We start from the raw sequence: 20,940 nt of genomic DNA on the forward strand, positions 1-20,940 counted from the left end.
CCGGCTATTCCACGCCGGGTGACGCGGCTACGCGTCGGAGTCCGGAGGAAGGGACCTCGGGGGACGGCCGGGACGCGCGCAAGTGCAGAGGGTCGATCGTGCGCAGCGACACCGCCGCGACCACAGCCGCGAACGTGGCGAGAGCAACGTGGGGGAATGTGTAGAGGCCGATCGAGCCGTCTGGCTGGAATACCAGCATCAGCCAGGTGGACAGCCCGACGAGCACCATCAGCGTGCGTGTGGACAGGGCGAAGCCTGCTGCGATGGCGACGGGCCAGGAGTAGTACCAGGGCAGCGCGGCCGGCGAGAGAATGACGATGGCGACGAGGACGATCAGGATTCCGAGTATTGCGTCACGTTCGGTGTTCTTGAATTTCCACCAGACGGTCAGGACGATCGCGACGAGTGCGGCTGCGCAGATCGGCCGGGTGATCGCGAGGATTTCGCCGAGCCGCAGATCCGCGAACCACGACGTTCCGACGGTCACGACATGGGCAAGGATCGTCGGCAACGACAACCAGTTGATGATCTTGTTCGAACCTGACAGGGCCGTCATCCAGCCCAGTCCGACCCCTGCCACCATCGACGCCGCGGCGAAGATGACGACGAACACGGCGACCCCCGCGCCGGCAGTTTTCGCGAACAATGCCAGCGGCGATGCCGGAGTACGCCCTTGGGCCTCCGCTCTCTCCTTCTCGTGCAGCATCCAGATCCACACCATGAAGGGGAGTGCTGCACCGGCGGTCGCCTTGATCGCCACCGCGATCGCGACGAGCCCGATGCCCGCGAGATGGCGTCGCTCGAGGACGAGCGCAATGCCCGCCGTCATCAGGCCGACCATCAGCATCTCGTTGTGGACTCCACCGATGAGATGGACCAGAACGAGGGGGTTGAGCACTGCCAGCCACAGGGCGATGGCCGGGTTACCGCCGAGGTGACGTGCGAGGTGGGGGACCGCCCAGATCATGAGAGCGAGCCCCGGTAGCATCGTCAGACGCAGCAGCATGGTGCCGGCGATGACGTTGTCACCGGTCAGGGCGGTGATTCCCTGACCGAGAAGCAGGAAGACCGGACCGTAGGGCGCCGTCGTCGTGGTCCACACGTTGCTGACGTTGTCGAGCAGAATCCCAGGATTGACCACCGGGCCCACGGCATAGGGATCGAAGCCGTCGCGCAGGAGGGCGCCCTGGGCGAGATACGAGTAGGCATCGCGGCTGAACATCGGCACCGCCAGCAACAGGGGCGCCGTCCAGATCGGAACGATCAGGCGCAACTGCCGCAGAGCCACATCCCCGGCCAGCGTGCCGCGCCCCAACCGGACCCAGGCGGCGATCATCGAGATGACGCCGATCCAGACGATGGCGGTGGACAGTATCTGGCCGTGCCCGAACCGCAGCCACGACAGATGCATCGCCTCGAGCAGGGGATCCTCACGGCGGACGCTTCCGGCACCGAAACCACCGAACGTGATCATGATCGCGCCGGCGAAACCCAGGATCGCCGCATGTCCCGCCTGGCTGCGGAGGAAGTCGGCCGTGGTCTGAGGCCACGAACGGTGCGTCGGTGTCGTCGCAGGGGCGACGGTTGCCTGCGGGGCAGAGGACGTCATGGGTGCAGATTCCTCCCCCGAGGTGAGTTCGGTTGCGATCGGTGCACCGATCATCGCGCGCACCACATGGTCGCGCCTAGTTTAATTGCTCCCGACACCACTTATTGCCACGCCTCGCTCATATATCTGCCTTTCGGGCTCCTGCACACCGGTGATGCGGCGAGCGGCGAGCTTCCCCGACAGCAGGACGGTCGGAACACCGACACCGGGGACCGTGCCGGAACCGGCGAGGACAGCGTTGTCCACGCCCGGCACCAGATTCGGGCGCCGGAAGGGGCCTGTCTGGCGGAAGACGTGTGCTGCCGCGAACGGGCTGCCCGCGCTCATGCCCTTGTTCAGCCAGGTCAGAGGCGTATCCACGTGGTCGATCTCGAACTGCGCGGCGATGCCCGTGTATCCGCGGTCCTCGAGCACCCGCAGAAGTTCGCGCGTGTAGGGGCCGGTCAGCGACGACCACTCGAGCGGGGCGCTGTGCAGATTGGGGCAGGGCGCCAGCACCGACAGCGGCTCGGACGGAACACCCGAGCGGTCCACGAGGATGCTCGGGTCGGACAGCGCGGGCCGGGTGATCAGCAGGGAGGGGTCTGTCATGAGGCGACCGCGGCCGGCTTTCGCGGTGATCTCCGCGAAGGTTCTTTCCCACGCTGCGCCGAAGTCGATGGTGTGGTGACGCTGCGCCGGCCACCGGGCGGTCACCGCGGTGGGGATCGTGCCGTGGAGCACTACCGCGGACGGTGACACCCGTACGCGGCGGGGGATCCTCCGGGCGACCGGTCGAAGGAGTTCGTCGACGACAGCGGTGTCCGGGGTGAGGACCACGGCGTCGCACCCGACGCGTTCACCGGACGCGGTGTGGAGGGCGCGCACCCGGCCATCGGACGTTTCGACCCGCGTGACCGTTGTGTCGAGCCGGAGGTCGCCGCCCGCCGTGGTGAATGCGTCGGCGAGTGCGAGAGCAATGGAGCGCATGCCGCCCTGCGGGAAGTAGACGCCCAAAGAGGTGTCCATGTGGGCGATGGCGCCGTACACCGCGAGCGCATCGGCGGGCGCCACCCCGGCGTACAGGGCCTGGAAGGTGAAGATCCGGCGTAGCCGCGGATCGGTGATCGTGCGATCGACCCGGGAACCGAGCCGGCCGAACCCGCCCAGGGCAGTGAGCCGGACGAGATCCGCCGCGGCCGCCCTGCTTGACACGAGGTCGAGAGGCGAGTCGAAGTTCGCGTCCATGAAACGGGAGTACTCGGCGTCGAAGATGCGACCGAGCCAGCGTCGTAGCTTCAGGTAGCGATCGGATTCTGCGGGTCCGCACACTCGGGTGATCTCGGCGACCATCGCCGCCGGGTCCGAGTGGACGTCGAGCGAGGAACCGTCGATGAAGCGCGCGTGATAGGCCGGGGACAGTTTCTCGAGAATCAGGGCGGGCCGGGTCGAGGTGAAATCCGCTCCGACCGCAGCGAGGGCTTCACGGACCAGTTCGGGCATGGTGAGCACGGTTGCGCCGTTGTCGATGTCGTAGCCGGGACCGCGGTAGGTGCCCACCCGGCCGCCCGGCAGTGGATCCCGTTCGAGGACGGTGACCAGCCGGCCCGACCCCCTGAGGTGCAGAGCCGCCGACAGGCCCGCGAGACCGGCGCCGACGACGACGACGTGATCGGTGGGGCCCGGAACGGTGCGGAGCGTGCGTGCCATCGGGGTGCCTTCAGGAGTTGCGCCGCGTCGCCGCGACAGCCATGTCGGTGAGGTGTTGTTTCGCCTCCGGCGTCGCGGTGCTTGCCGCCAGGGTCGTCAGCGCGGAGTCGACGAGTTCCCCGATTCGTTTCTCGACGTCGGCGACCGCGCCGAGCGAGGTGATCGTCTCGCGGAGCGTATCCACGTCCGCGTCGGACAGGTCGGTGCCGATGCTCCCGCGTAGCGCTGCGGCCGCCCCGGGATCATCGCGGTCGGCCCGCTGAAGGGCCAGCGCGAACAGCACGGTGCGTTTCCCCGCCCGCAGATCGTCACCCGACGGCTTTCCGGTCACGGCCGGGTCACCGAACACACCGAGGAGATCGTCCCGCAGCTGGAATGCGATCCCGATGTCCGTACCGAATCTTCGGTAGGCCGACACGAGGTTCTCGCCGGCACCGGCGAGTGCGGCACCGAGATGCAGTGGCCGCTCGATGGTGTACGCCGCGGTCTTGTACCGATTGACCCGCATCGCCGCGTCGATCGACTCGTCGGCCCGGGCCTCGTTGCTGATGTCCAGAAACTGGCCACCGAGAACCTCGGTGCGCATCGCGGACCAGACGGGGGAGATGCGCGCGGCGGCGTCCGGGCCGATACCGGATTCGCGGATCATGTCGTCCGCCCAGGCCAACGCGAGGTCGCCGAGCAGGATGGCGACAGCCTCACCGAAGTGCGGAGACTCGCCGCTCCAGGAACCGGCGCGGTGGCGTTCCTCGAACTGGACGTGGACGGTGGGGAACCCGCGTCGCGTCGTGGAGGCATCGATGATGTCGTCGTGAACCAGGGCGCAGGCTTGGACCAGCTCGAGGGCTGAGCACGCGCGCAGCACCGGCCCGGCGTCGGGACCCTGCGGGTCGCCGCCCGCGCCGATCCACCCGGTCCACGCAAAGGCCGGGCGTACTCGCTTTCCGCCGCGGAGGACGAAGTTCTCCAGCGTGGTCACGGCGTCGCGGTAGCCGCCGCCCACGGCGTCGACCAACTCCGTCCGGCCGGCGAAGAACTCTCGAAGCGCATTCTCGACCTCGGCCGCAAGAGCGGAGGGGCGCGTTTCGACGGACAGTGTTGCCTCCCAGATCGACGTTCCGCGTGCGCACCGGTAACGGCAGCAGGCCTCGTCACCACCATAGTGGGCGTCCCCCGGTAGGGCCGGATGCCCTGTTTCCCACGAATGCCTCGTTCCCGCGATCGAAGAGGATCGGCGACGCGGTGGGCACACCCGGCGCGGCTGTACCTATGCTTGTCGGGTGACATTCGATTCCGTCAGGGGGCGGGCCAGCGAAGGCTGGGTGACCCGCACTCCCTCCATCGTCGACCGCATCCGGTCGTGCCGTGACGGTCGGGTGCCCTTCTCCGTCGAATTCTCGCCCCCGCGGGACGAGGCCGCCGAGGCCCGCCTGTGGCGCGCGGTCCGGGAGTTCGAACGTCTGGGACCGGCCTTCGTGTCCATGACCTATGGCGCCGGTGGCTCCACCCGTGACCGCACCGTGCGTGTCACCGGTCAGCTTGCCGAGGAGACGACGCTCCTGCCCGTGGCGCATCTCACCGCGGTGTCGCACAGCGTCGATGAACTCCGGTCAATGGTCGGCGCCTACGCAGACCGCGGAATCAGCAACATTCTCGTCCTTCGTGGTGACCCACCGGGCGATCCGCTGGGCGAGTGGAAGAAGCATCCGGAGGGCGTCGAGTACGCCGAGGAACTGGTCCGGCTCGTGCGTGAGCTCGGTGACTTCCATGTCGGCGTCGCGTCGTTCCCGGAAGGTCACTACCGGGCGCCGGACCTGGACCACGACACCCGGTACCTGGTCGCGAAACTCCGGGCCGGCGCGGAGTACTCCATTACGCAGATGTTCTTCGACATCGACGATTACCTGCGCCTTCGGGACCGGGTCGCGGCCTTCGACGCCGAGCAGGGTGCGAAGCCGATCATTCCCGAGATCATGCCCATCACGTCCCTGCGGTCGGTGCAGCGTGTGATGGAGCTGTCGGGGTCCCGGCTTCCGGTCGCCCTGGAACGCCGGTTGAGCCGGGCGGCTGGTGACGGCCCCGAGGAGAATCGGGCCGCTGTCCGTGAGATCGGCATCGATGTGGCCACCGAGATGGCCGAGCGGCTCATCGCGGAGGGTGCGCCCGGCCTGCACTTCATCACGTTGAACTTCGCCCGGGCGACCAGTGAGGTGCTGGCGAGGCTGGGGGACAAGGTCGGTTCGCGAACCGACCCTCGGCCGGTCACTCCGGCCCGCGTCAGCTGAGGGCCCTCCCCTTCCAGCTGGTTCGTTCACGGTGGTGGGCAAGGTGTGACGACATGATCAGTGCTGCTGTCGCCGCGACCGAGAGCGGGTGCGTCACCGCCCCGGCCACGTCCGTGGCGGTCGGCGACGCACCACGCTCGAGTGTTCGTGCGCACAGTCTCGAGGTCACGGCAGCGAGATACCCCACTGCACCCCACCGGCGCACCAGCCCACGGCCCAGCGCGAGCGCCACCGGCGGCACCAGATAGGCCAGACCGCCCGCGCCGACGGCTACCACCGCCCCCGGCGTCGAGCTGAAGGCCGTCCACAGCCAGCGGTCGTATCCACTGCGCAGCGCAGTGGCGTTCTCGTACATCCGGCAGGTCGCGGCGCCGCCTGCGACGACAACGTGGGTGGAAACTCCGCGGCTCCGCAGCAGTCGGGCAATGTCGAGATCTTCGGTGAGACTGTTCACCACCGCGCCGTGCCCACCCGCCTGGCGGTACGCCGCGTTGTCGAAGACCATGAACTGTCCACAGGCGACGGCCATGGACGGGCGCAGCGAACGATTGCCGAGTCGCACGGGTAGTGAGGCCGCCCACGACCAGGCCAGAAGCGGCTGGACGGCGAATTCGGCGATCGACACGGACTCCTGGAACGGCCAGGGGCAGATCAACCCGGCCCCGCTCTGGCGAAGCGCGGAACACGCCGCGGCCAGCGCGCCCGGCTGCAACCGCACGTCGGCATCGAGGAACACCAGCAGTCCGTCGCGGCGGGGATGGAGGGCTTGGGCGCGCTCGTAGGCGCGGTGGCAGGCGGCGGGCTTCCCCACCCACCCGGGAAGCGGCTCCTCGGTGCTCCTGACGACGGTGAACCGCGAGTCGCCGGCGCACGCAGCCTCGGCTGCCGCGGCCGTGTCATCGGTCGAGGCGTCATCGAACACGAGCACTCGGAGATCGTGAATGCCGCGCTGACCGGCCAGATCCTCGATGAGGGCGGGCAGTCGCCGGACCTCGTTGCGGGCAGGAATGCAGACCGTGACCGGTTCGGTGACGGTGCGGCGCGGCACCCGCAGACGTGGGGCGCTCCGCAGATTGACGGCGGCGACGGCCATACCGGCCATGGAAAGCAGCGAACCAGTGCGGACCAGCTGCACGATCGGCGTGGGCGTCACACCGTCGACGAGTCCTTCCGGCGTCCACTGCCCACGGCCGGCTCCCTGTTGCGGGCCAGCCATGCCAAAGCCCCTACGATCACGGCCACGCCGAGCGTCACCCCGGCCATGATCCCCGCCCAGCCCGCGAAGCTCCGGGTGCTCGGGTCGGAGTAGCGCACCTCGGCGCGGATCGTCGACGTGTCACCCGCAGGCAGCTTCCACGACACGATGGAGTCGCCCTCCCGCGTGCCGTTGGTCGTGGCCACCCGGGCCGGGAAGGCGATAGTGAACTGCACATCGGTGCCCTGGGCGGGAACCGAGCTGAGGTCGGCTTTGCCTTCCAGGGTCACGAGGTCACCGGTCCGGCGCAGCGAAATCTGGAAGCTGCCGGTGGCCTGTTCGGACATCGAGCCGAGTTGCTGTACGTCACCGAATGTGAGATCGCTGAAGAACGCCTGGGTGCCGACGTACCCGTCCTTCTTGTACTCCTGTACGCGAATCTTGCCCGCCAACGCATCGGGCGGGGTGAGCTGCGGACCCTTGTCCTGATCGTCTGCGGGTACGGCCGCAGCCACGATCTGACCGGAGACCCGGTCGTCGGCGGACACTCCCATCGACACCTGGACGCGCAGGCAGCCGGCGAGCAACGGGACGATCAGGAGTACCAGGGCCGTCAGGGAGAGGGCCCGGCTCCGCGCGCGGGTGATGTTCGGGGCAGGGAGTGAGGGCGGCTGCACAGTCGTATCGTGCCAGGGGAGTGAACCGGTGTCAGGCGCGAGGGGGCGTGTCGGGGATCTCGGGTCGCCGGACCCGCGACCGCACGAGGACGATCAGCAGGGGAATCCCGAGAACTCCCATCGTGATCCACCCGTAGATCGCGGAGAATCGGAGTCCGGGTCCGTCGAGAAACACCGAGTGGGCCAGCGCCGAACCCAGCCAGGTCCACAGGAACAAGGCGATGGGGACACCGTCCCTGTGCGGCGGCGTTCCGTGCGGTGCGGCGGCATCGGACGTGCGGTGATCGAACCATTCCATCGCCGCAGCCATGGCGGCAGCCACCACACACCATCCGACGTAGTTGGTCAGCGGGATGTGCTCGATACCGGGAAGACCCGCATCGGTGACGCACCATGTCCACTGTCCATCTGCGACCATCTGGGGGTCGAGATAGAGATCCCATCCCACGACGCCGACCGTGGTGAGGACCATCCGAATCAGGTGCCGATATCTGCCCCCGGCCAGTAGGGAGGCGACGCACCACACCGGATAGAAGCCCGCTGTCCAGGCGAACGGCACCACGAGGGGGACACCGGCGAGTGCGGGGCCGAGTCGGTCGACGCTGTAGTCGTAGCAGCCGTAGGGCACGCCGGTTGACGTCCCGACGACCTCCGAGAGTAGGCCGAAACCCGCTGTCGCCAGAACCAGAGCGGCGGTCCAGCGCGAACCGCGCGTGAGGGCGGCATGGGTGATGCTCGCCGCGGCGAGCAGGAGCACGACGCAGACCGTCACCGCGTCACGGAGGTCACCGCGCACCAGAGGGTAGACAATCTGCGCCGCGATCGCTGCTGCGGCCGTCAGGGCGGGGATGCGCGCGGTCACGTCCCCGGCCACAGGCGGCGCAGTCGCGCGGTTCTGGAGGCGCGGCGTGCGTCGTGGAGCGCAACGTGTGCGGCGCTGCGCCCGCTGGCACCGGACACCCCGCCGCCCGGATGCGTCGAGGCGCCGGTGAGGTACAGGCGTTCGGCTCCGGGGACCCGGTGCCCGGACAGTTCGGGAAGGGGCCGCCACATCATCATCTGGTCGAGCGACATCTCGACGTGCATCACGTTGCCCCCGATCAGCCCCATCTCGTCCTCGAGGTCCTGTGGTGACTGCACATGACGGTCCAGGATCGACGTCCGGACACCGGGGGCGAGTGCGTCGATCTCGTCGACGATGCGCTCGGCCTCGGCCCCTGCCAGGTCGCTCCACCGACGGCCCCCGCTGAGCCGGTAGGGCTGCCACTGGGACCACAGGGTGATCTGATGCCGGCCCGCGGGCGCGATCGTGGGATCGAGGCCACTGAAGCTCATCCCCAGCACCGCGGGCCGCGGCGGGAGTTCCCCTGCGAGCGCGGCACCGTGGGCGAGGCGCAGGTGCGCGCGATCGGACACGAGGAGCTGCAATCCGCTGGTCACCGAGCTGTCAGGGGCGCTCGTATAGGACGGCAGGGCGTCGGTTGCCAGCCGTACCACCATCCCGATGCCCGGTCCGACGCGGATCCGCCGCCGCCAGCGATCGAGGATCTGCTTGTCGTAGCCGCCTGCTTCGAGGAGATCGAGCGTAGTGAGCACGTGGCACCCGGCAATCACGGTCCGCGAACGAATTTCGCGCCCCACCGACGTCCGCGTGATCCAGGAAGTCCCGTCCCGGCGCAGCGCGACGACCTTCTCACCCAGGGAAAGCACGCCGGAGTCGGCCCGCAACCGCGACACCAGGGCCGCCGTCAAGGCGCCGCTGCCACCGACGGCACGGCCGGGCGGAAGGGTGTGCATCAGTGCCGCGAATCCCACCATCGGGGCGGTGCCCGGCTCGGACATCGGCGGCCCGGACTGGGCGCCGAACCATGCGAGGGCGGCCTTGAGCCGTTCGTCGTCGAAGAATTCGTCCAGCAAGGCGTCCCCCGACGCGAGGAACTGCCGCGACAGGTCGCTGCCGCCGCCCCCCGTATCGAGACCCCAGAACGACGACAACAGCGCGGGGGCGGTCGGCGGCCTGGTGAAGGCCCGCATCACGCGGGCGCTGCGCGGCCCCCACACGTCGACGAACCGCCGATACGCGTCGGCCTCGGCCGGTCCGCAGGACTCCTGGATGGACAGGCAGGTCGCGTCAAGGCTGCGCCGGAACACGATGCCCGGCCGGCCGGTGCCCGCAGGTGCCGGGGCGAACGCCCACGGATCGCAATCCAGGTAGCGCAGACCGTGCGCCTGCAGGCCCAATTCTTCGACGATGCCGGTGTGGCGGACCATGATGTGCGCGGAGGATCCGCGGTCGACGCGGTGACCTGGAAACCGTTCCACTGTCGAGACCGCTCCGCCCGGTACGGTGTCGCGTTCGATCACCTCGACCGACCATCCCGTTCGAGCCAGGTAGCACGCCGACACCAGGGCGTTGTGTCCCGACCCGACCACCACCGCATCGATCATCGGGTCAGGTTAACGGTTCTTCTCCGGAGGAAGGCTTCTCGGTGGAAAGGCTTTCCAGTGGAAGGCTACGGCCGAGGACCGCGAAGGGACGGTTGTCGCCTGCGAACCGGAAGTGGCGCAGTACATCCCGGAATCCGAGCCGACGGTAGAGCCGCCACGCTCGATTGTTCTCGTCCGCGACCTCGGGGGTGGACAACAGCACGCCGCGTTCGGGTCGGCGGTCGAGCAATCGGAGAAGGAGTGTTTCGCCGAGACCGTGTCCCTGGGCGTCGGGATGGACGTGGAGTTCGGTCAGTTCGAAATAGTCGTCGAGAACTGTGTCGATCCGGTCCCGGGTCCAGCCGGTGTGCCGCAAACCGGTGCGGACCTGCTGGTGCCACCACTGTTCGGGGGCTCCGCGGTAGCCGTAGGCCACGGCCACGAGGCGGTGAGTCGCATCGGATTCGGCGGACGGATCGGCCGGGACCACGGCGCCGACACCGCTCCACCCCGATCGCTGCACATGTTCGGTCCACATCGGCGCGCGGTGGTATTCCGTGCCGCGGGGATAGCCCATGGCGGCGACATAGATCGCGAGGGCCTCCTGGAGGCGGTCGCGGAACTCGGCAGCCGAGAGTTCGACCACGAGCGGTATCTGGTCAGCGTTCGTGTCGACCGGTCTCACCTTTCTCTTGACGACGTGTCGGTGGGTCCAGCTATATTGAATAGGTCGAACGGATGTTCGATAGCGGGGATCCGGCGATGCTCGAGGGAAGCGAGCATCGCCGGGACCCCGGCTCATGACAGGACTACGCCCGGCGGGGTGGACACACCGGGGTTGTGGAGGTGTTCGAAGTGATGAACAACTCGGTTTCAGGACCGACCTCTGGGCCCTCGCGGCGACCGGGGGAGGTGCGTGCTCCGGCATCTCGACGCGCCGCCTCCCTACTCGACCGGGCCGACGCTCTTCTGTCGCAATCGGTCGGCGCCGATTCGCCGGCGGATCGCTTTCACAGCGCGTATCTCGCCGCGCTGCGCGGCGCCGGTGCTGTGCTCGCCGCTGCCGAGGGGTCCTCGCCGGGAGGTCGACGGACACGAACGCGTAACGCTTGGGTTCTCATGGCAGACGCCGCGAGCGACTTCGGCGCATGGGCCGACTATTTCGCTGGGCACTCCGCCACTCGTGCCGCGATCGAGGCCGGGATGTCGCGCACGCTCACCGATCTCGAGGCGGACGAGTTCTTTGTCGAGGTGGGGCGGTTTTTGCAAGCGGTGGAAGACCACATCGGTCGCGGTGCAGACATCGATCTTCGGGCGTCGTAGCTGCCCGTCTCGCCCGGAATCCGGGTCGGTCGCCCACAGTGTCGGCGACGTAGTGAAAGCCCGGAGCAGGGTTCGGTGCGGGAGTCCGTAAGGTTGGTGTCGAACTCGTGCACCGAGTAGGTGGTACCGGGGTCGAACTGCTCGTATTATTAAATCTAGGTAGCCGCCAAAGTCGGTTACCCACCGCCTCGCACCGTGGGGCGGTGGCCAACACTCCAGTGCCGGGGGAGGTACCGTGCCACTCTCCGAGCACGAGCAGCGCATGCTCGACCAGATCGAGAGCGCTCTCTATGCCGAAGATCCCAAGTTCGCCTCCACTGTGCGAGGCGGTCGCATGCGTGCGGCATCGAGTCGTCGTCGTTTTCAGGCAATAGCCCTGTTCGTCCTGGGCCTGGTCCTGCTCATCGCCGGCGTCGCCCTGCCGATCAAACCGGGTGGTTTCCCGGTGATCAGCTTGATCGGCTTCATTGTTATGTTCGGTGCGGGAGTCCTCCTCCTGTGGGGTGGGGGAAAGAGCAAGTCCCGACAGTCGTCGCGTGGCGGCTCGACCACGCCCGACGAGACCAAGAGGGCCGACCGGGGTAAGCCCCGGGGCGGACGAAAGAGTGGCGGGTTCTCGTCGCGAATGGAAGACCGCTTCAAGAAGAGATTCGAGCAGGAGTAGCAGAACTCACTTCGGGCGTTGGCGGCGTGGCATTTCGATGCCACGCCGCCAACGCTTTTTTGTGTCTGTGAGCGCGCCCACGCCTCCCGCCGCGACTGGCTGGTGCTCTCAGTGAATGTCTCTGTGTGATCCCCGGCCCCTACTCGCCCCACTTTCCCCCATCGCGTGCGGACTGATCGACGCGTGACCGCCCAGGACGTCGCCGTCCTCACCTCACCTGGCCTTTTACCGCGCTCACCGCGTGTGTTGGCCGGTTCACCCCATGAGTGGGCCGTGTTCGTGATCACTGAAGGAACTTCCCCCACCTTCATGAATCGGCATTGACCAGCAAGTATTGAGCAAACAGGGGGGAAACACGCCTGCTTCCGCCTTGTCAGTGGGGGAAAGTGGGGTACTGTGGTGCGCAGCGGGTAGCGAAGGTGAACCGCCCGGGCATGCGGCGTTCGATACGGACGTAGTGGGAGGTGTCGAGTGTTTCTCGGTACCTACACGCCGAAGCTCGACGACAAAGGGCGGCTGACGTTGCCCGCAAAGTTCCGGGATGCACTGGCGGGAGGGTTGATGGTCACCAAGGGTCAGGATCACAGCCTCGCGGTGTATCCCCGGGAAGAGTTCACCGCGCTCGCGCGCAAGGCCGCGGCAGCGTCGAGAAGCGATCCGGAAGCGCGAGCTTTCGTGCGCGGTCTCGCTGCCGGCACCGATGAGCAGCATGCAGATGCCCAGGGGCGCATCACCCTCTCGGCAGATCACCGTCGCTACGCAGGTCTCTCCAAGGATTGCGTAGTGATCGGTTCGGTCGATTTCCTCGAGATCTGGGATGCGCAGGCATGGCAGACCTACGTCGAGGAGAACGAGGAGAACTACTCGCAGGCAACGGGAGTCGCGCTCGGCGAGATCGTCTGAGCATGACCGCACGCACGCGAATGCGGCGAGGCCTCTGTCCGACGGAACCCTGACGCACTTCCCCAGCGCCAGGTTTTCATTTCGGGCAGGGACCTCGAAGCATTCGCACCGGCGACCGGCCGAGAAGAGAAGTTCGACATGTGGACTCCGGCTTCGGACATGTCCACCCGCACCACAGAAGCAGGAGCCGGAGGGATCATGGTGGATCACGAGGGGGAAGGATCCTCGCCCGCCGATGGTTTCGGCCATATCCCGGTCCTGCTGCACCGAGCAGTCGAACTCCTCGGCCCCGCGCTCACTCTGCACGACCCGGAGGGTGGGGGAGCCGTCATGATCGACGCCACCCTCGGCCTCGGTGGGCATTCCGAGCATTTTCTCCGGACGTACCCTCGGTTGAAGCTCGTCGCCCTCGACCGGGATCCGCACGCCCTCGAGATTGCCGGGGCTCGGTTGGCCCCGTTCGGCGACCGCGTGACCTTCGTCCACACTCGGTATGACGGCATCGAGAATGCACTCCTCGAAGCGGGACTTCCTCCTCGAGATTCAGTTCACGGCATCCTGTTCGACCTGGGGGTGTCGTCGATGCAACTCGACGAGTCCGATCGCGGTTTCGCCTACTCCATCGATGCGCCGCTCGACATGCGGATGGATCCGACTACGGGCATCACGGCGGCAGAGGTGCTCAACACATACAGCCACGGTGATCTGGCCCGGATCCTCAGCACCTACGGTGAAGAACGATTCGCGGGAAAGATCGCGTCGGAAATCGTCCGGCAGCGGGCGAAACAGCCTTTCACGACGAGTGCCGAACTGGTCGAACTGCTGTATCGCGCCATTCCGGCGGCGACCCGCCGGACCGGGGGACACCCCGCCAAGCGGACCTTCCAAGCTCTTCGCGTCGAGGTCAACGGCGAACTCGATTCATTGCGAGCGGCGATACCGGCGGCTCTCGACGCGTTGACTGTCGGGGGACGCGTCGTGTTCATGTCGTATCAGTCGCTCGAAGACCGGGTGGTCAAGCAGGAGATCACTCCCCGCTCGAAGTCGAGGAGTCCGGAGGGGCTCCCTGTCGAGTTGCCGGGTATGGGGCCGGAGTTCCGCATCCTCACCCGAGGAGCGGAGCGAGCGTCCGAGCAAGAAATAGAAGAGAACCCACGATCAGCCCCGGTGCGCTTGCGTGCTGCAGAAAGAATTGCCAGGAGGTCGGCGGCATGACGGTTCAGGTGAATTCCCCCGAGGTACGGCCTGCGCGTGGGGGTAACCGTTCGGGCGCTGCCCAGCGAGCGTACGAGCGGCGCACCCAGCGTGCGGCAGTGCACAGCGGATCGCCGACCGCCGTGGCCGGCATGAACCGCGCGGGTTCCCTTGCTGCCCGGATTCCTTTTGTGGCAACGATTCTCGGACTTCTCAGCTTGGGCCTCGCCGTCACTCTCCTGCTCACCACCCGCTCGGCGGAGGATTCCTATCAGCTCAGTGCTGCGCGGGAACACAATCAGTCGCTCGCGGAGGAGAAGGCGGCGCTGCAGCGGGATGTGGAGACGGCCAACTCTGCGCCGAAACTCGCGGAGGAAGCGGCCAAGTTGGGGATGGTTCCGGCGAACGATCCCGCTCGTCTCGTGGTGCACCTGGACGGAAGCGTCGAGGTGGTCGGGAAGCCGGCGCCGGCATCCGGGTCACCTGTGCCCCCGCTCGATGCCGCTGCTCCGTCCGCCCAGGCGGGGAACACGGTCGCGACAGCTCCGAATCGGGGCACCACCACTACGCAGGCGCCGCGCGCCACGCCGCGACCCGGCAATAGCCCGGAGATCCAGGCCCGAGGTGAACAATTGGTTCCCGTGATGCCTTCGACCACTGCACCGACGACAGCACCACCATCGGGTGGTCGCCGGTGAACCGAAACGCACCGAGAAGTCGTCCCCGGCGCCCCAACGGCGCCGGCACGGGGTCCTTTCCGTTCAGGCAGCGGATCGGACGCGGGATGATGTTCGGAGCGCTCGGCCTCGCCGCGGTGCAACTTTTGTGGATTCAGGTCATCGACGCGCCGCAACTGTCGGCCGAGGCGGCGAATCAACGCACGACCACCCAGGTGGATCCGGCGCTGCGCGGGTCGATCACCGACCGCAATGCCAACCCCATTGCTTTCACCATGGAAGCGAAGGCACTGACTTTTCAGCCTGCGCGGGTCCGTAAGGAGCTCGAGGAGGCGCGCGCCAAGAGCGAGACCGCCCCCGAGGTCGATTCGAGGCTCGATGCCATTGCCAAGGAAATTCACGACCGCCTCGGTGACGCGGCGCCGGAGAAAGAACTGAAGGAGAAACTGCGCAGCGACGAGACGTTCGTCTATCTCGCCCGCAGTGTCGACCCCGCGATTGCGGCCGAAATCAGTGAGAAGTATCCCGAGGTGGGTCTCGAGCGTCAGGACATCCGCGAATATCCCGGCGGATCCCTCGCCGCAAACCTCGTCGGCGCGACCGGCTGGGACGGGCACGGGCTCCTCGGCCTCGAGGACTCACTGGACTCCACTCTCGCCGGCACGGACGGCTCCGAAACCTACGACCGCGGGTCCGACGGCGCCGTCATTCCCGGCAGTTGGCGTGACAAGCAGCCTGCGGTGGACGGGTCGAGTGTAGAACTCACCATCGACTCGGACCTTCAGTACTACGTGCAGCAGCAAGTGCAGATGGCGAAGGACAAGTCCGGCGCCAAGGATGCGTCGGCGGTGGTGCTCGACTCTCACACCGGTGAAGTCCTGGCGATGTCGAACGACAGCACGTTCAACCCGGCGATCGGTGTGGGCAATAACCCGAGATCTGTGGAGATGGGCAATCTGTCCGTCAGTACCCCGTTCGAGCCGGGATCGGTGAACAAGATCGTGACCGCAGCAGCGGCCATCGAGTACGGACTGACCACCCCCGACGAGGTCCTCGAGGTTCCCGGCACCATTCAGATGGCAGGCGTGTCGGTGAAGGATGCCTGGGATCACGGCGTGGCTCCCTACACTTCCACCGGGGTGTTCGGTAAGTCGTCGAACGTCGGCACGTTGATGCTCGCCCAGCGCGTCGGCGAGGACCGTTACGCCGACATGCTGTCAAAGTTCGGACTCGGTCAGCGCACCGAGGTGGGGTTGCCCGGCGAGAGCGCGGGCAGTGTGCCGAGCCGCGACCAGTGGTCGGGCGGCACCTTTGCGAACCTGCCGATCGGCCAGGGTCTGTCGATGACGTTGTTGCAGATGACCGGTATGTATCAGGCCATCGCCAACGACGGTATTCGCATTCCGCCGCGAATCGTCCGGGCCACCATCGATGCGGACGGCGACAGAACCGAGACGGAGCGGCCGGAAGAAATTACTGTGGTCAGCCCGCAGACGGCGGCCACCGTGCGCGACATGTTCCGGTCCGTCACGCAGAACGACACCGGCAACCAGCGCGGCACAGGAGTTCAGGCTGCTGTCGACGGTTACCAGATCAGCGGTAAGACGGGAACAGCGCAGCAGGTCGACCCCGCCTGCAAGTGCTACTCGAATTCGAACTACTGGATCACGTTCGCCGGGATCGCGCCCGCGGACAATCCGCGGTACGTGATCGGCATCATGCTGAACGCACCTACGCGGAGCGCGGACGGCACCGGTGGGCAGTCCGCCGCGCCGCTGTTCCACAACATCGCGTCGTGGTTGCTCCAACGTGACAGCGTCCCGATGTCCCCGGATCCCGGACGCAGGCTGGTGCTCCAAGCCGATTGAGCGATGGTCGGCCGAATCCGGCTTTCGGAACGGTCGCGGTAATCTGACACGTCGGCCGTTCAGTGGGCACAGTCGTTCAGTGAACACAGTCGCGTGAAGATGCCCAGGTCGCGCACTGTAGAGCCGTGCATGACGCCCGTAGTCAGTAGAGAGTCGACACCCGAGAGGAGCCCGGTGCCTGTTCCGTCCCGCCCGCAGTCGACGTCCGCGCCACTGAAGTCCGGAGAAGATCTGCAGTCCGGAGAAGATCTGCAGTCCGGAAAAAATCTGAAGTCCGGCGACGATCTGCGCCCCAGTCTGCCGGTTCGTACCCCGGTGAGCGTTCTCGCCGCAGCTGCCGGAGCCAGAATCGAGGCTTCCGCAGGTGGTGCTGCCGAGGTCGTCGTCACGGGAGTGGATCTTCGGGCTCAGGCCATCGCCCAGGGCGATCTCTTTGCTGCCTTGCCTGGTGCCCGGGCGCACGGGGCGGAGTTCGCGGCAGACGCTGTTGCACGCGGGGCAGTGGCGATCCTCACGGACGAGGCCGGGTTCGACATCGTGTCAGGGCTGGAAGCGGACGTGCCGGTCCTGGTCCACCACGATCCCCGCGGAGTTCTCGGCGAGATGTCGGCCACCATCTACGGCCGTCCGTCGGAGCGCATGCAGGTGATCGGTATCACCGGCACTTCCGGTAAGACCACCACCTCTTACCTTGTGGAGGGCGCTCTCACCGCGGCGGGGCGCACCACCGGTCTGTTGGGAACCATCGAAACGCGGATGAAGGGGCGACGGGTGCCGAGCGCACTGACGACGCCCGAGGCCCCGCAACTGCACGCCCTGTTCGCCGTGATGCTCGAGCAGGGGGTCGACACGGTGGTGATGGAGGTTTCCAGTCACGCGCTCGCGCTCGGCCGGGTCGACGGTGTGCGGTTCGATGTGGGTGCCTTCACCAATCTCTCGCAGGACCACCTTGATTTCCACCGCGACTTCGAGGACTACTTCGCCGCCAAAGCCAGGCTTTTCAGCGCCGAATCTTCGGTCCACGCTCCGCGGGCCGTCATCTGCGTCGACGACGTGTGGGGGCAGCGGATGGCCGAGGTTGCCGCCGACGCCGGCTCCGTCGTATCCACGGTGGCCACGGGGACCGGCCCTGTGGAGGCGGGGTGGGCTGCGGGTCCGCCGACGGTGTCGCCTTCCGGTTCGCAGACCTTCTCCCTCATCACACCGGACGGCACGTCGCTCGAGGTGTTGCTACAGCTTCCGGGCCGGTACAACGTCGCCAATGCCTCGGTTGCCGTTGCGCTGAGCGCCTCACTGGGGGTCGATCCGCTCGTCGCAGTGAAGGGCATCGCGGAGGTCGACGTGCCCGGGCGGGTGCAGCGCATCGATCGCGGCCAGGACTTTCTCGCCGTCGTTGACTACGCGCACAAACCCGCCGCCCTCGAAGCCGTGATCGCGACCCTTCGGAGCCAGGTGTCCGGCCGTGTCGCGGTGGTCGTGGGTGCGGGAGGTGACCGCGACGCCGGGAAGCGGCCCCTGATGGGGTCGGCGGCGGCGCGAGGCGCGGATCTGCTGATCATCACGGACGACAACCCGCGTACCGAGGACCCGGCGACGATCAGAGCCGCGGTCCGGGAAGGTGCCCTCGCGGTGCCCGAATCCGAGCGGGGAGAAGTTCGGGAAGTGGGGGACCGCGCGAGGGCGATCACCGAGGCCGTCAGCTGGGCGCAGGCAGGCGACGTAGTTCTGGTCGCAGGTAAGGGACACGAGTCCGGTCAGGAGATTTCCGGGGTGAAGCACCCATTTGACGATCGCGAGGTTCTGGGCGAAGCGATCGAGCAGGTAATCGGAGGAAGCAAATGATCCCGATGACACTCGCTCGCATCGCCGAAATCGTGGGAGGCGAGCTCCACGACGTCGTCGATCCCTCGACCGAGGTGACCGGCAGCGTTGAATTCGATTCGCGGAAGGTAGGTCCAGGCGGCCTCTTCCTCGCGCTGCCCGGTGCCCGCGTCGACGGTCACGACCATGCGGCGGCCGCCGTTGCGGCAGGTGCGGCCGCCGTCGTGGCTGCGCGGCCGGTCGGGGTTCCGGCCGTCGTGGTCCCGCCGATTCCGGTGGACGTCCCGAGCCGGGCGATGGCACTCGAACACGATTCGGACGGGTCCGGCGCTGGGGTGCTCGCCGCTCTGGCGAAGCTTGCCCGTGCCTCTGTCGACGAACTGACCGACAAGGGCTTGACCGTGGTCGGTGTGACCGGGTCAGCGGGCAAGACCTCGACCAAAGACCTCCTGGCGGCTGTTCTGCGCCCCCTGGGCCCGGTGGTGGCGCCGCCTGGATCGTTCAACAACGAGCTCGGGCACCCGTGGACTGCCCTGCGCGCCGATGCCGACACCCGGTTCCTGGTTCTGGAGATGTCTGCGCGAGGGCTGGGGCACATCGCGTCCCTCGCGACCATCGCGCCTCCCCGGATCGGGGTCATTCTCAACGTGGGCACGGCACATCTCGGTGAGTTCGGGTCCCGGGACGCGATCGCCCTGGCGAAGGGGGAGCTCGCCGAAGCGCTGCCGACTGCCGCGGACGGCGGCGTCGCCGTACTCAATGCAGACGACCCTCTGGTCGCCGCCATGGCCTCACGGACCTCTGCGCGCGTGGTGCTCGTCGGGCAGTCGGAGGCGGCGGATATCCGGGCCACCGACATCGTGCTCGACGAGAAGGCGCGTGCGCGATTCACGCTCACCACGTCTTCGGGCAGTGTTCCGGTCGAGCTGGCGGTGCACGGCGAACATCAAGTCGCGAACGCACTCGCTGCTGCCGCAGTGGCTTTCGAGTGCGGCGCAGATCTCGGCCAGGTTGCCCAGGCACTGTCCGGGGCCGCTGCGGTGTCGGCTCGCCGTATGGATGTGCGAGACCGACCGGACGGTGTGACGGTGGTCAACGATTCGTACAACGCCAATCCTGATTCGATGCGCGCAGCCATCAAGGCGCTGGTGTCGATGGCGAAGACCGGCCGCGGCGCGGCGCGCCGCAGTTGGGCGGTACTCGGAGAAATGGCGGAGCTGGGGCCAGAATCAGTGGTCGAACACGATGCGATCGGCAGGTTCGCGGTCCGGCTGGATGTGAGCAAGTTGATCATCGTCGGAACCGGGAGACCGGCACGGGCCATGCATCAGGGCGCGGTCATGGAGGGCTCGTGGGGGGACGAGGCGATACTCGTTCCCGACGCCGCCTCCGCGATCGTGTTGCTCGAGGAGGAATTGGCGGCGGGTGACCTGGTATTGGTCAAAGCGTCGCAATCCATCGGACTGTGGGAGGTCGCGGACGCGGTGCTGGCGGGACACACGGGGCAGAAGGGTTCGGAGGCCATGCGGTGAGACAGATCCTCTTCGCGGCGGGCATCGCGCTTGCCGTCTCGATTCTGCTGACCCCGGTCCTCATCAAGGCCTTTTCCCGTCAGGGTTTCGGCCAGGAGATCCGTGTCGAAGGTCCGGCCAGTCACCAGTCGAAGCGCGGGACCCCGACGATGGGCGGAGTCGCCATCCTCGCCGGTCTGTGGGCGGGGTACTGGGGATCGCACCTGATCGGTATCGGCTACGACGCGGACGGCCCCTCGGCGTCGGGTCTGCTGGTGCTGGGCCTGACCACTGCGCTCGGTGGTGTCGGGTTCCTCGACGACTTCATCAAGATCCGCAAGCAGCGCAACCTGGGACTGAACAAGACCGCAAAGCTGGTCGGCCAGCTGATCGCGGCGGTGGCGTTCGGCGTCCTTGCGCTGCAGTTCCGCGGCGCCAACGACCTGACCCCCGGCAGTGCCCACCTGTCGTACGTCCGCGACATCGCGACGGTGACCCTGGGATCCGTGGTGTTCGTCGCGTTCTGTTATCTGCTGGTCAGCGCGTGGTCGAACGCCGTCAATCTCACCGACGGACTCGACGGCCTGGCGGCCGGTTCCATGAGCCTCGTGCTGGGTGCCTACGTCATCATCACGTTCTGGCAGTACCGCAACGCATGTGAGACCAGCCCGGGAAAGGGTTGCTATGACGTGCGGGATCCGCTCGACCTGGCTTTGATCTGCGCCGCCGGGGCGGGCGCCTGCATCGGATTCCTCTGGTGGAACGCCGCGCCCGCCAAAATTTTCATGGGCGACACCGGCTCCCTTGCGCTGGGCGGCATGCTTGCCGGGCTGTCCATTACGACGCGGACCGAACTGCTCATGGTGGTGATCGGCGCACTTTTCGTCGCCGAAGCGGCGTCCGTGGTGATCCAGGTTGCGGTGTTCAGGTCGAGCCGGAGACGAGTGTTCCGCATGGCGCCTTTCCACCATCACTTCGAACTCGCCGGGTGGGCGGAAACCACGGTGATCATCCGCTTCTGGTTGCTGGCGGCCATCGCCTCGGCGATCGGCCTCGCGCTGTTCTACAGCGAGTACCTGGCAGCGATCGGCGGCTGA

General features: G+C 67.2%; 18 protein-coding genes. 10 read left to right on the top strand and 8 right to left on the bottom strand.

Annotated elements, in window-relative coordinates; translation table 11 throughout:
- Positions 1 to 4: 4 nt before the first annotated feature.
- The 3 genes from CBI38_RS12435 to CBI38_RS12445 all read right to left on the bottom strand — a co-directional run bounded on the left by CBI38_RS12435 (position 5) and on the right by CBI38_RS12445 (position 4,409).
- Positions 5 to 1,609 carry an alpha-(1->6)-mannopyranosyltransferase A gene (locus CBI38_RS12435; protein WP_109335035.1) on the bottom strand — a complete coding sequence of 535 codons (1,605 nt, stop codon included), beginning with the start codon at positions 1,607 to 1,609 and terminating at the stop codon, positions 5 to 7.
- An 81-nt stretch (positions 1,610 to 1,690) separates the two neighbouring features.
- Complete coding sequence (crtI, locus tag CBI38_RS12440) at positions 1,691 to 3,298, bottom strand: phytoene desaturase family protein (RefSeq protein ID WP_109329244.1); 1,608 nt, start codon at positions 3,296 to 3,298, stop codon at positions 1,691 to 1,693.
- 10 nt (positions 3,299 to 3,308) lie between these two features.
- The gene (locus CBI38_RS12445; RefSeq protein ID WP_230990223.1) at positions 3,309 to 4,409 is read right to left on the bottom strand and encodes a polyprenyl synthetase family protein; all 1,101 of its coding nucleotides are present in this window, start codon (positions 4,407 to 4,409) and stop codon (positions 3,309 to 3,311) included.
- Positions 4,410 to 4,620: 211 nt separating this feature from the next.
- On the opposite strand from CBI38_RS12445, the gene metF reads away from it, so the two are divergent.
- A complete protein-coding gene (gene metF, locus CBI38_RS12450; protein ID WP_204164918.1) occupies positions 4,621 to 5,583 on the top strand; it encodes a methylenetetrahydrofolate reductase [NAD(P)H] in 963 nt (320 codons plus the stop codon).
- Here the strand turns inward: metF and CBI38_RS12455 are convergent.
- Genes CBI38_RS12455 through CBI38_RS12475 form a run of 5 tightly spaced genes read right to left on the bottom strand, consistent with a single transcriptional unit; the run spans position 5,576 to position 10,567 of the window.
- A complete protein-coding gene (locus CBI38_RS12455; RefSeq protein ID WP_109329248.1) occupies positions 5,576 to 6,736 on the bottom strand; it encodes a glycosyltransferase family 2 protein in 1,161 nt (386 codons plus the stop codon). The two genes, metF and CBI38_RS12455, sit on opposite strands and share 8 nt — an antisense overlap.
- The gene (locus CBI38_RS12460; RefSeq protein WP_109329250.1) at positions 6,733 to 7,455 is read right to left on the bottom strand and encodes an LppM family (lipo)protein; all 723 of its coding nucleotides are present in this window, start codon (positions 7,453 to 7,455) and stop codon (positions 6,733 to 6,735) included. The genes CBI38_RS12455 and CBI38_RS12460 overlap by 4 nt, the downstream gene beginning before the upstream one ends.
- Positions 7,456 to 7,486: 31 nt before the next feature.
- Entirely contained in the window at positions 7,487 to 8,317 is an 831-nt protein-coding gene (locus CBI38_RS12465) for a carotenoid biosynthesis protein (RefSeq protein ID WP_109335037.1), read from the bottom strand.
- Positions 8,314 to 9,903: a phytoene desaturase family protein gene (locus CBI38_RS12470; protein ID WP_109329252.1), complete on the bottom strand. Its 1,590-nt coding sequence runs from the start codon at positions 9,901 to 9,903 to the stop codon at positions 8,314 to 8,316. The genes CBI38_RS12465 and CBI38_RS12470 overlap by 4 nt, the downstream gene beginning before the upstream one ends.
- A 4-nt stretch (positions 9,904 to 9,907) precedes the next feature.
- Positions 9,908 to 10,567, bottom strand: a complete 660-nt coding sequence (locus CBI38_RS12475) for a GNAT family N-acetyltransferase (RefSeq protein WP_109329254.1) — start codon at positions 10,565 to 10,567, stop codon at positions 9,908 to 9,910.
- A 173-nt stretch (positions 10,568 to 10,740) separates the two neighbouring features.
- Between CBI38_RS12475 and CBI38_RS12480 the strand changes: the two genes are divergently transcribed.
- From CBI38_RS12480 to mraY, 9 genes are all read left to right on the top strand, one after another.
- Entirely contained in the window at positions 10,741 to 11,205 is a 465-nt protein-coding gene (locus CBI38_RS12480; protein WP_109335038.1) for an SAV_6107 family HEPN domain-containing protein, read from the top strand.
- A 235-nt stretch (positions 11,206 to 11,440) separates the two neighbouring features.
- Positions 11,441 to 11,869, top strand: coding sequence for a DUF3040 domain-containing protein (locus CBI38_RS12485; RefSeq protein ID WP_109329256.1), 429 nt, complete (start codon positions 11,441 to 11,443; stop codon positions 11,867 to 11,869).
- 471 nt (positions 11,870 to 12,340) lie between these two features.
- Positions 12,341 to 12,772 (top strand): division/cell wall cluster transcriptional repressor MraZ, encoded by a 432-nt coding sequence (mraZ, locus tag CBI38_RS12490; protein ID WP_109329258.1) that lies wholly within the window; start codon positions 12,341 to 12,343, stop codon positions 12,770 to 12,772.
- Between the two features lie 198 nt (positions 12,773 to 12,970).
- Positions 12,971 to 13,987 (top strand): 16S rRNA (cytosine(1402)-N(4))-methyltransferase RsmH, encoded by a 1,017-nt coding sequence (gene rsmH, locus CBI38_RS12495; protein ID WP_109335039.1) that lies wholly within the window; start codon positions 12,971 to 12,973, stop codon positions 13,985 to 13,987.
- Complete coding sequence (gene ftsL, locus CBI38_RS12500) at positions 13,984 to 14,664, top strand: cell division protein FtsL (protein ID WP_109329260.1); 681 nt, start codon at positions 13,984 to 13,986, stop codon at positions 14,662 to 14,664. The genes rsmH and ftsL overlap by 4 nt, the downstream gene beginning before the upstream one ends.
- Positions 14,661 to 16,511, top strand: coding sequence for a peptidoglycan D,D-transpeptidase FtsI family protein (locus CBI38_RS12505; protein WP_109329262.1), 1,851 nt, complete (start codon positions 14,661 to 14,663; stop codon positions 16,509 to 16,511). Before ftsL ends, CBI38_RS12505 begins: the two co-directional genes overlap by 4 nt.
- A gap of 267 nt (positions 16,512 to 16,778) precedes the next feature.
- Positions 16,779 to 18,353, top strand: coding sequence for a UDP-N-acetylmuramoyl-L-alanyl-D-glutamate--2,6-diaminopimelate ligase (locus CBI38_RS12510; protein ID WP_230990224.1), 1,575 nt, complete (start codon positions 16,779 to 16,781; stop codon positions 18,351 to 18,353).
- Positions 18,350 to 19,864 carry a UDP-N-acetylmuramoyl-tripeptide--D-alanyl-D-alanine ligase gene (locus tag CBI38_RS12515; RefSeq protein ID WP_109329266.1) on the top strand — a complete coding sequence of 505 codons (1,515 nt, stop codon included), beginning with the start codon at positions 18,350 to 18,352 and terminating at the stop codon, positions 19,862 to 19,864. Before CBI38_RS12510 ends, CBI38_RS12515 begins: the two co-directional genes overlap by 4 nt.
- Positions 19,861 to 20,940, top strand: a complete 1,080-nt coding sequence (gene mraY / locus CBI38_RS12520) for a phospho-N-acetylmuramoyl-pentapeptide-transferase (RefSeq protein WP_109329268.1) — start codon at positions 19,861 to 19,863, stop codon at positions 20,938 to 20,940. The genes CBI38_RS12515 and mraY overlap by 4 nt, the downstream gene beginning before the upstream one ends.

The organism is Rhodococcus oxybenzonivorans, assembly GCF_003130705.1.
Taxonomy (GTDB): Bacteria; Actinomycetota; Actinomycetes; order Mycobacteriales; family Mycobacteriaceae; genus Rhodococcus_F; species Rhodococcus_F oxybenzonivorans.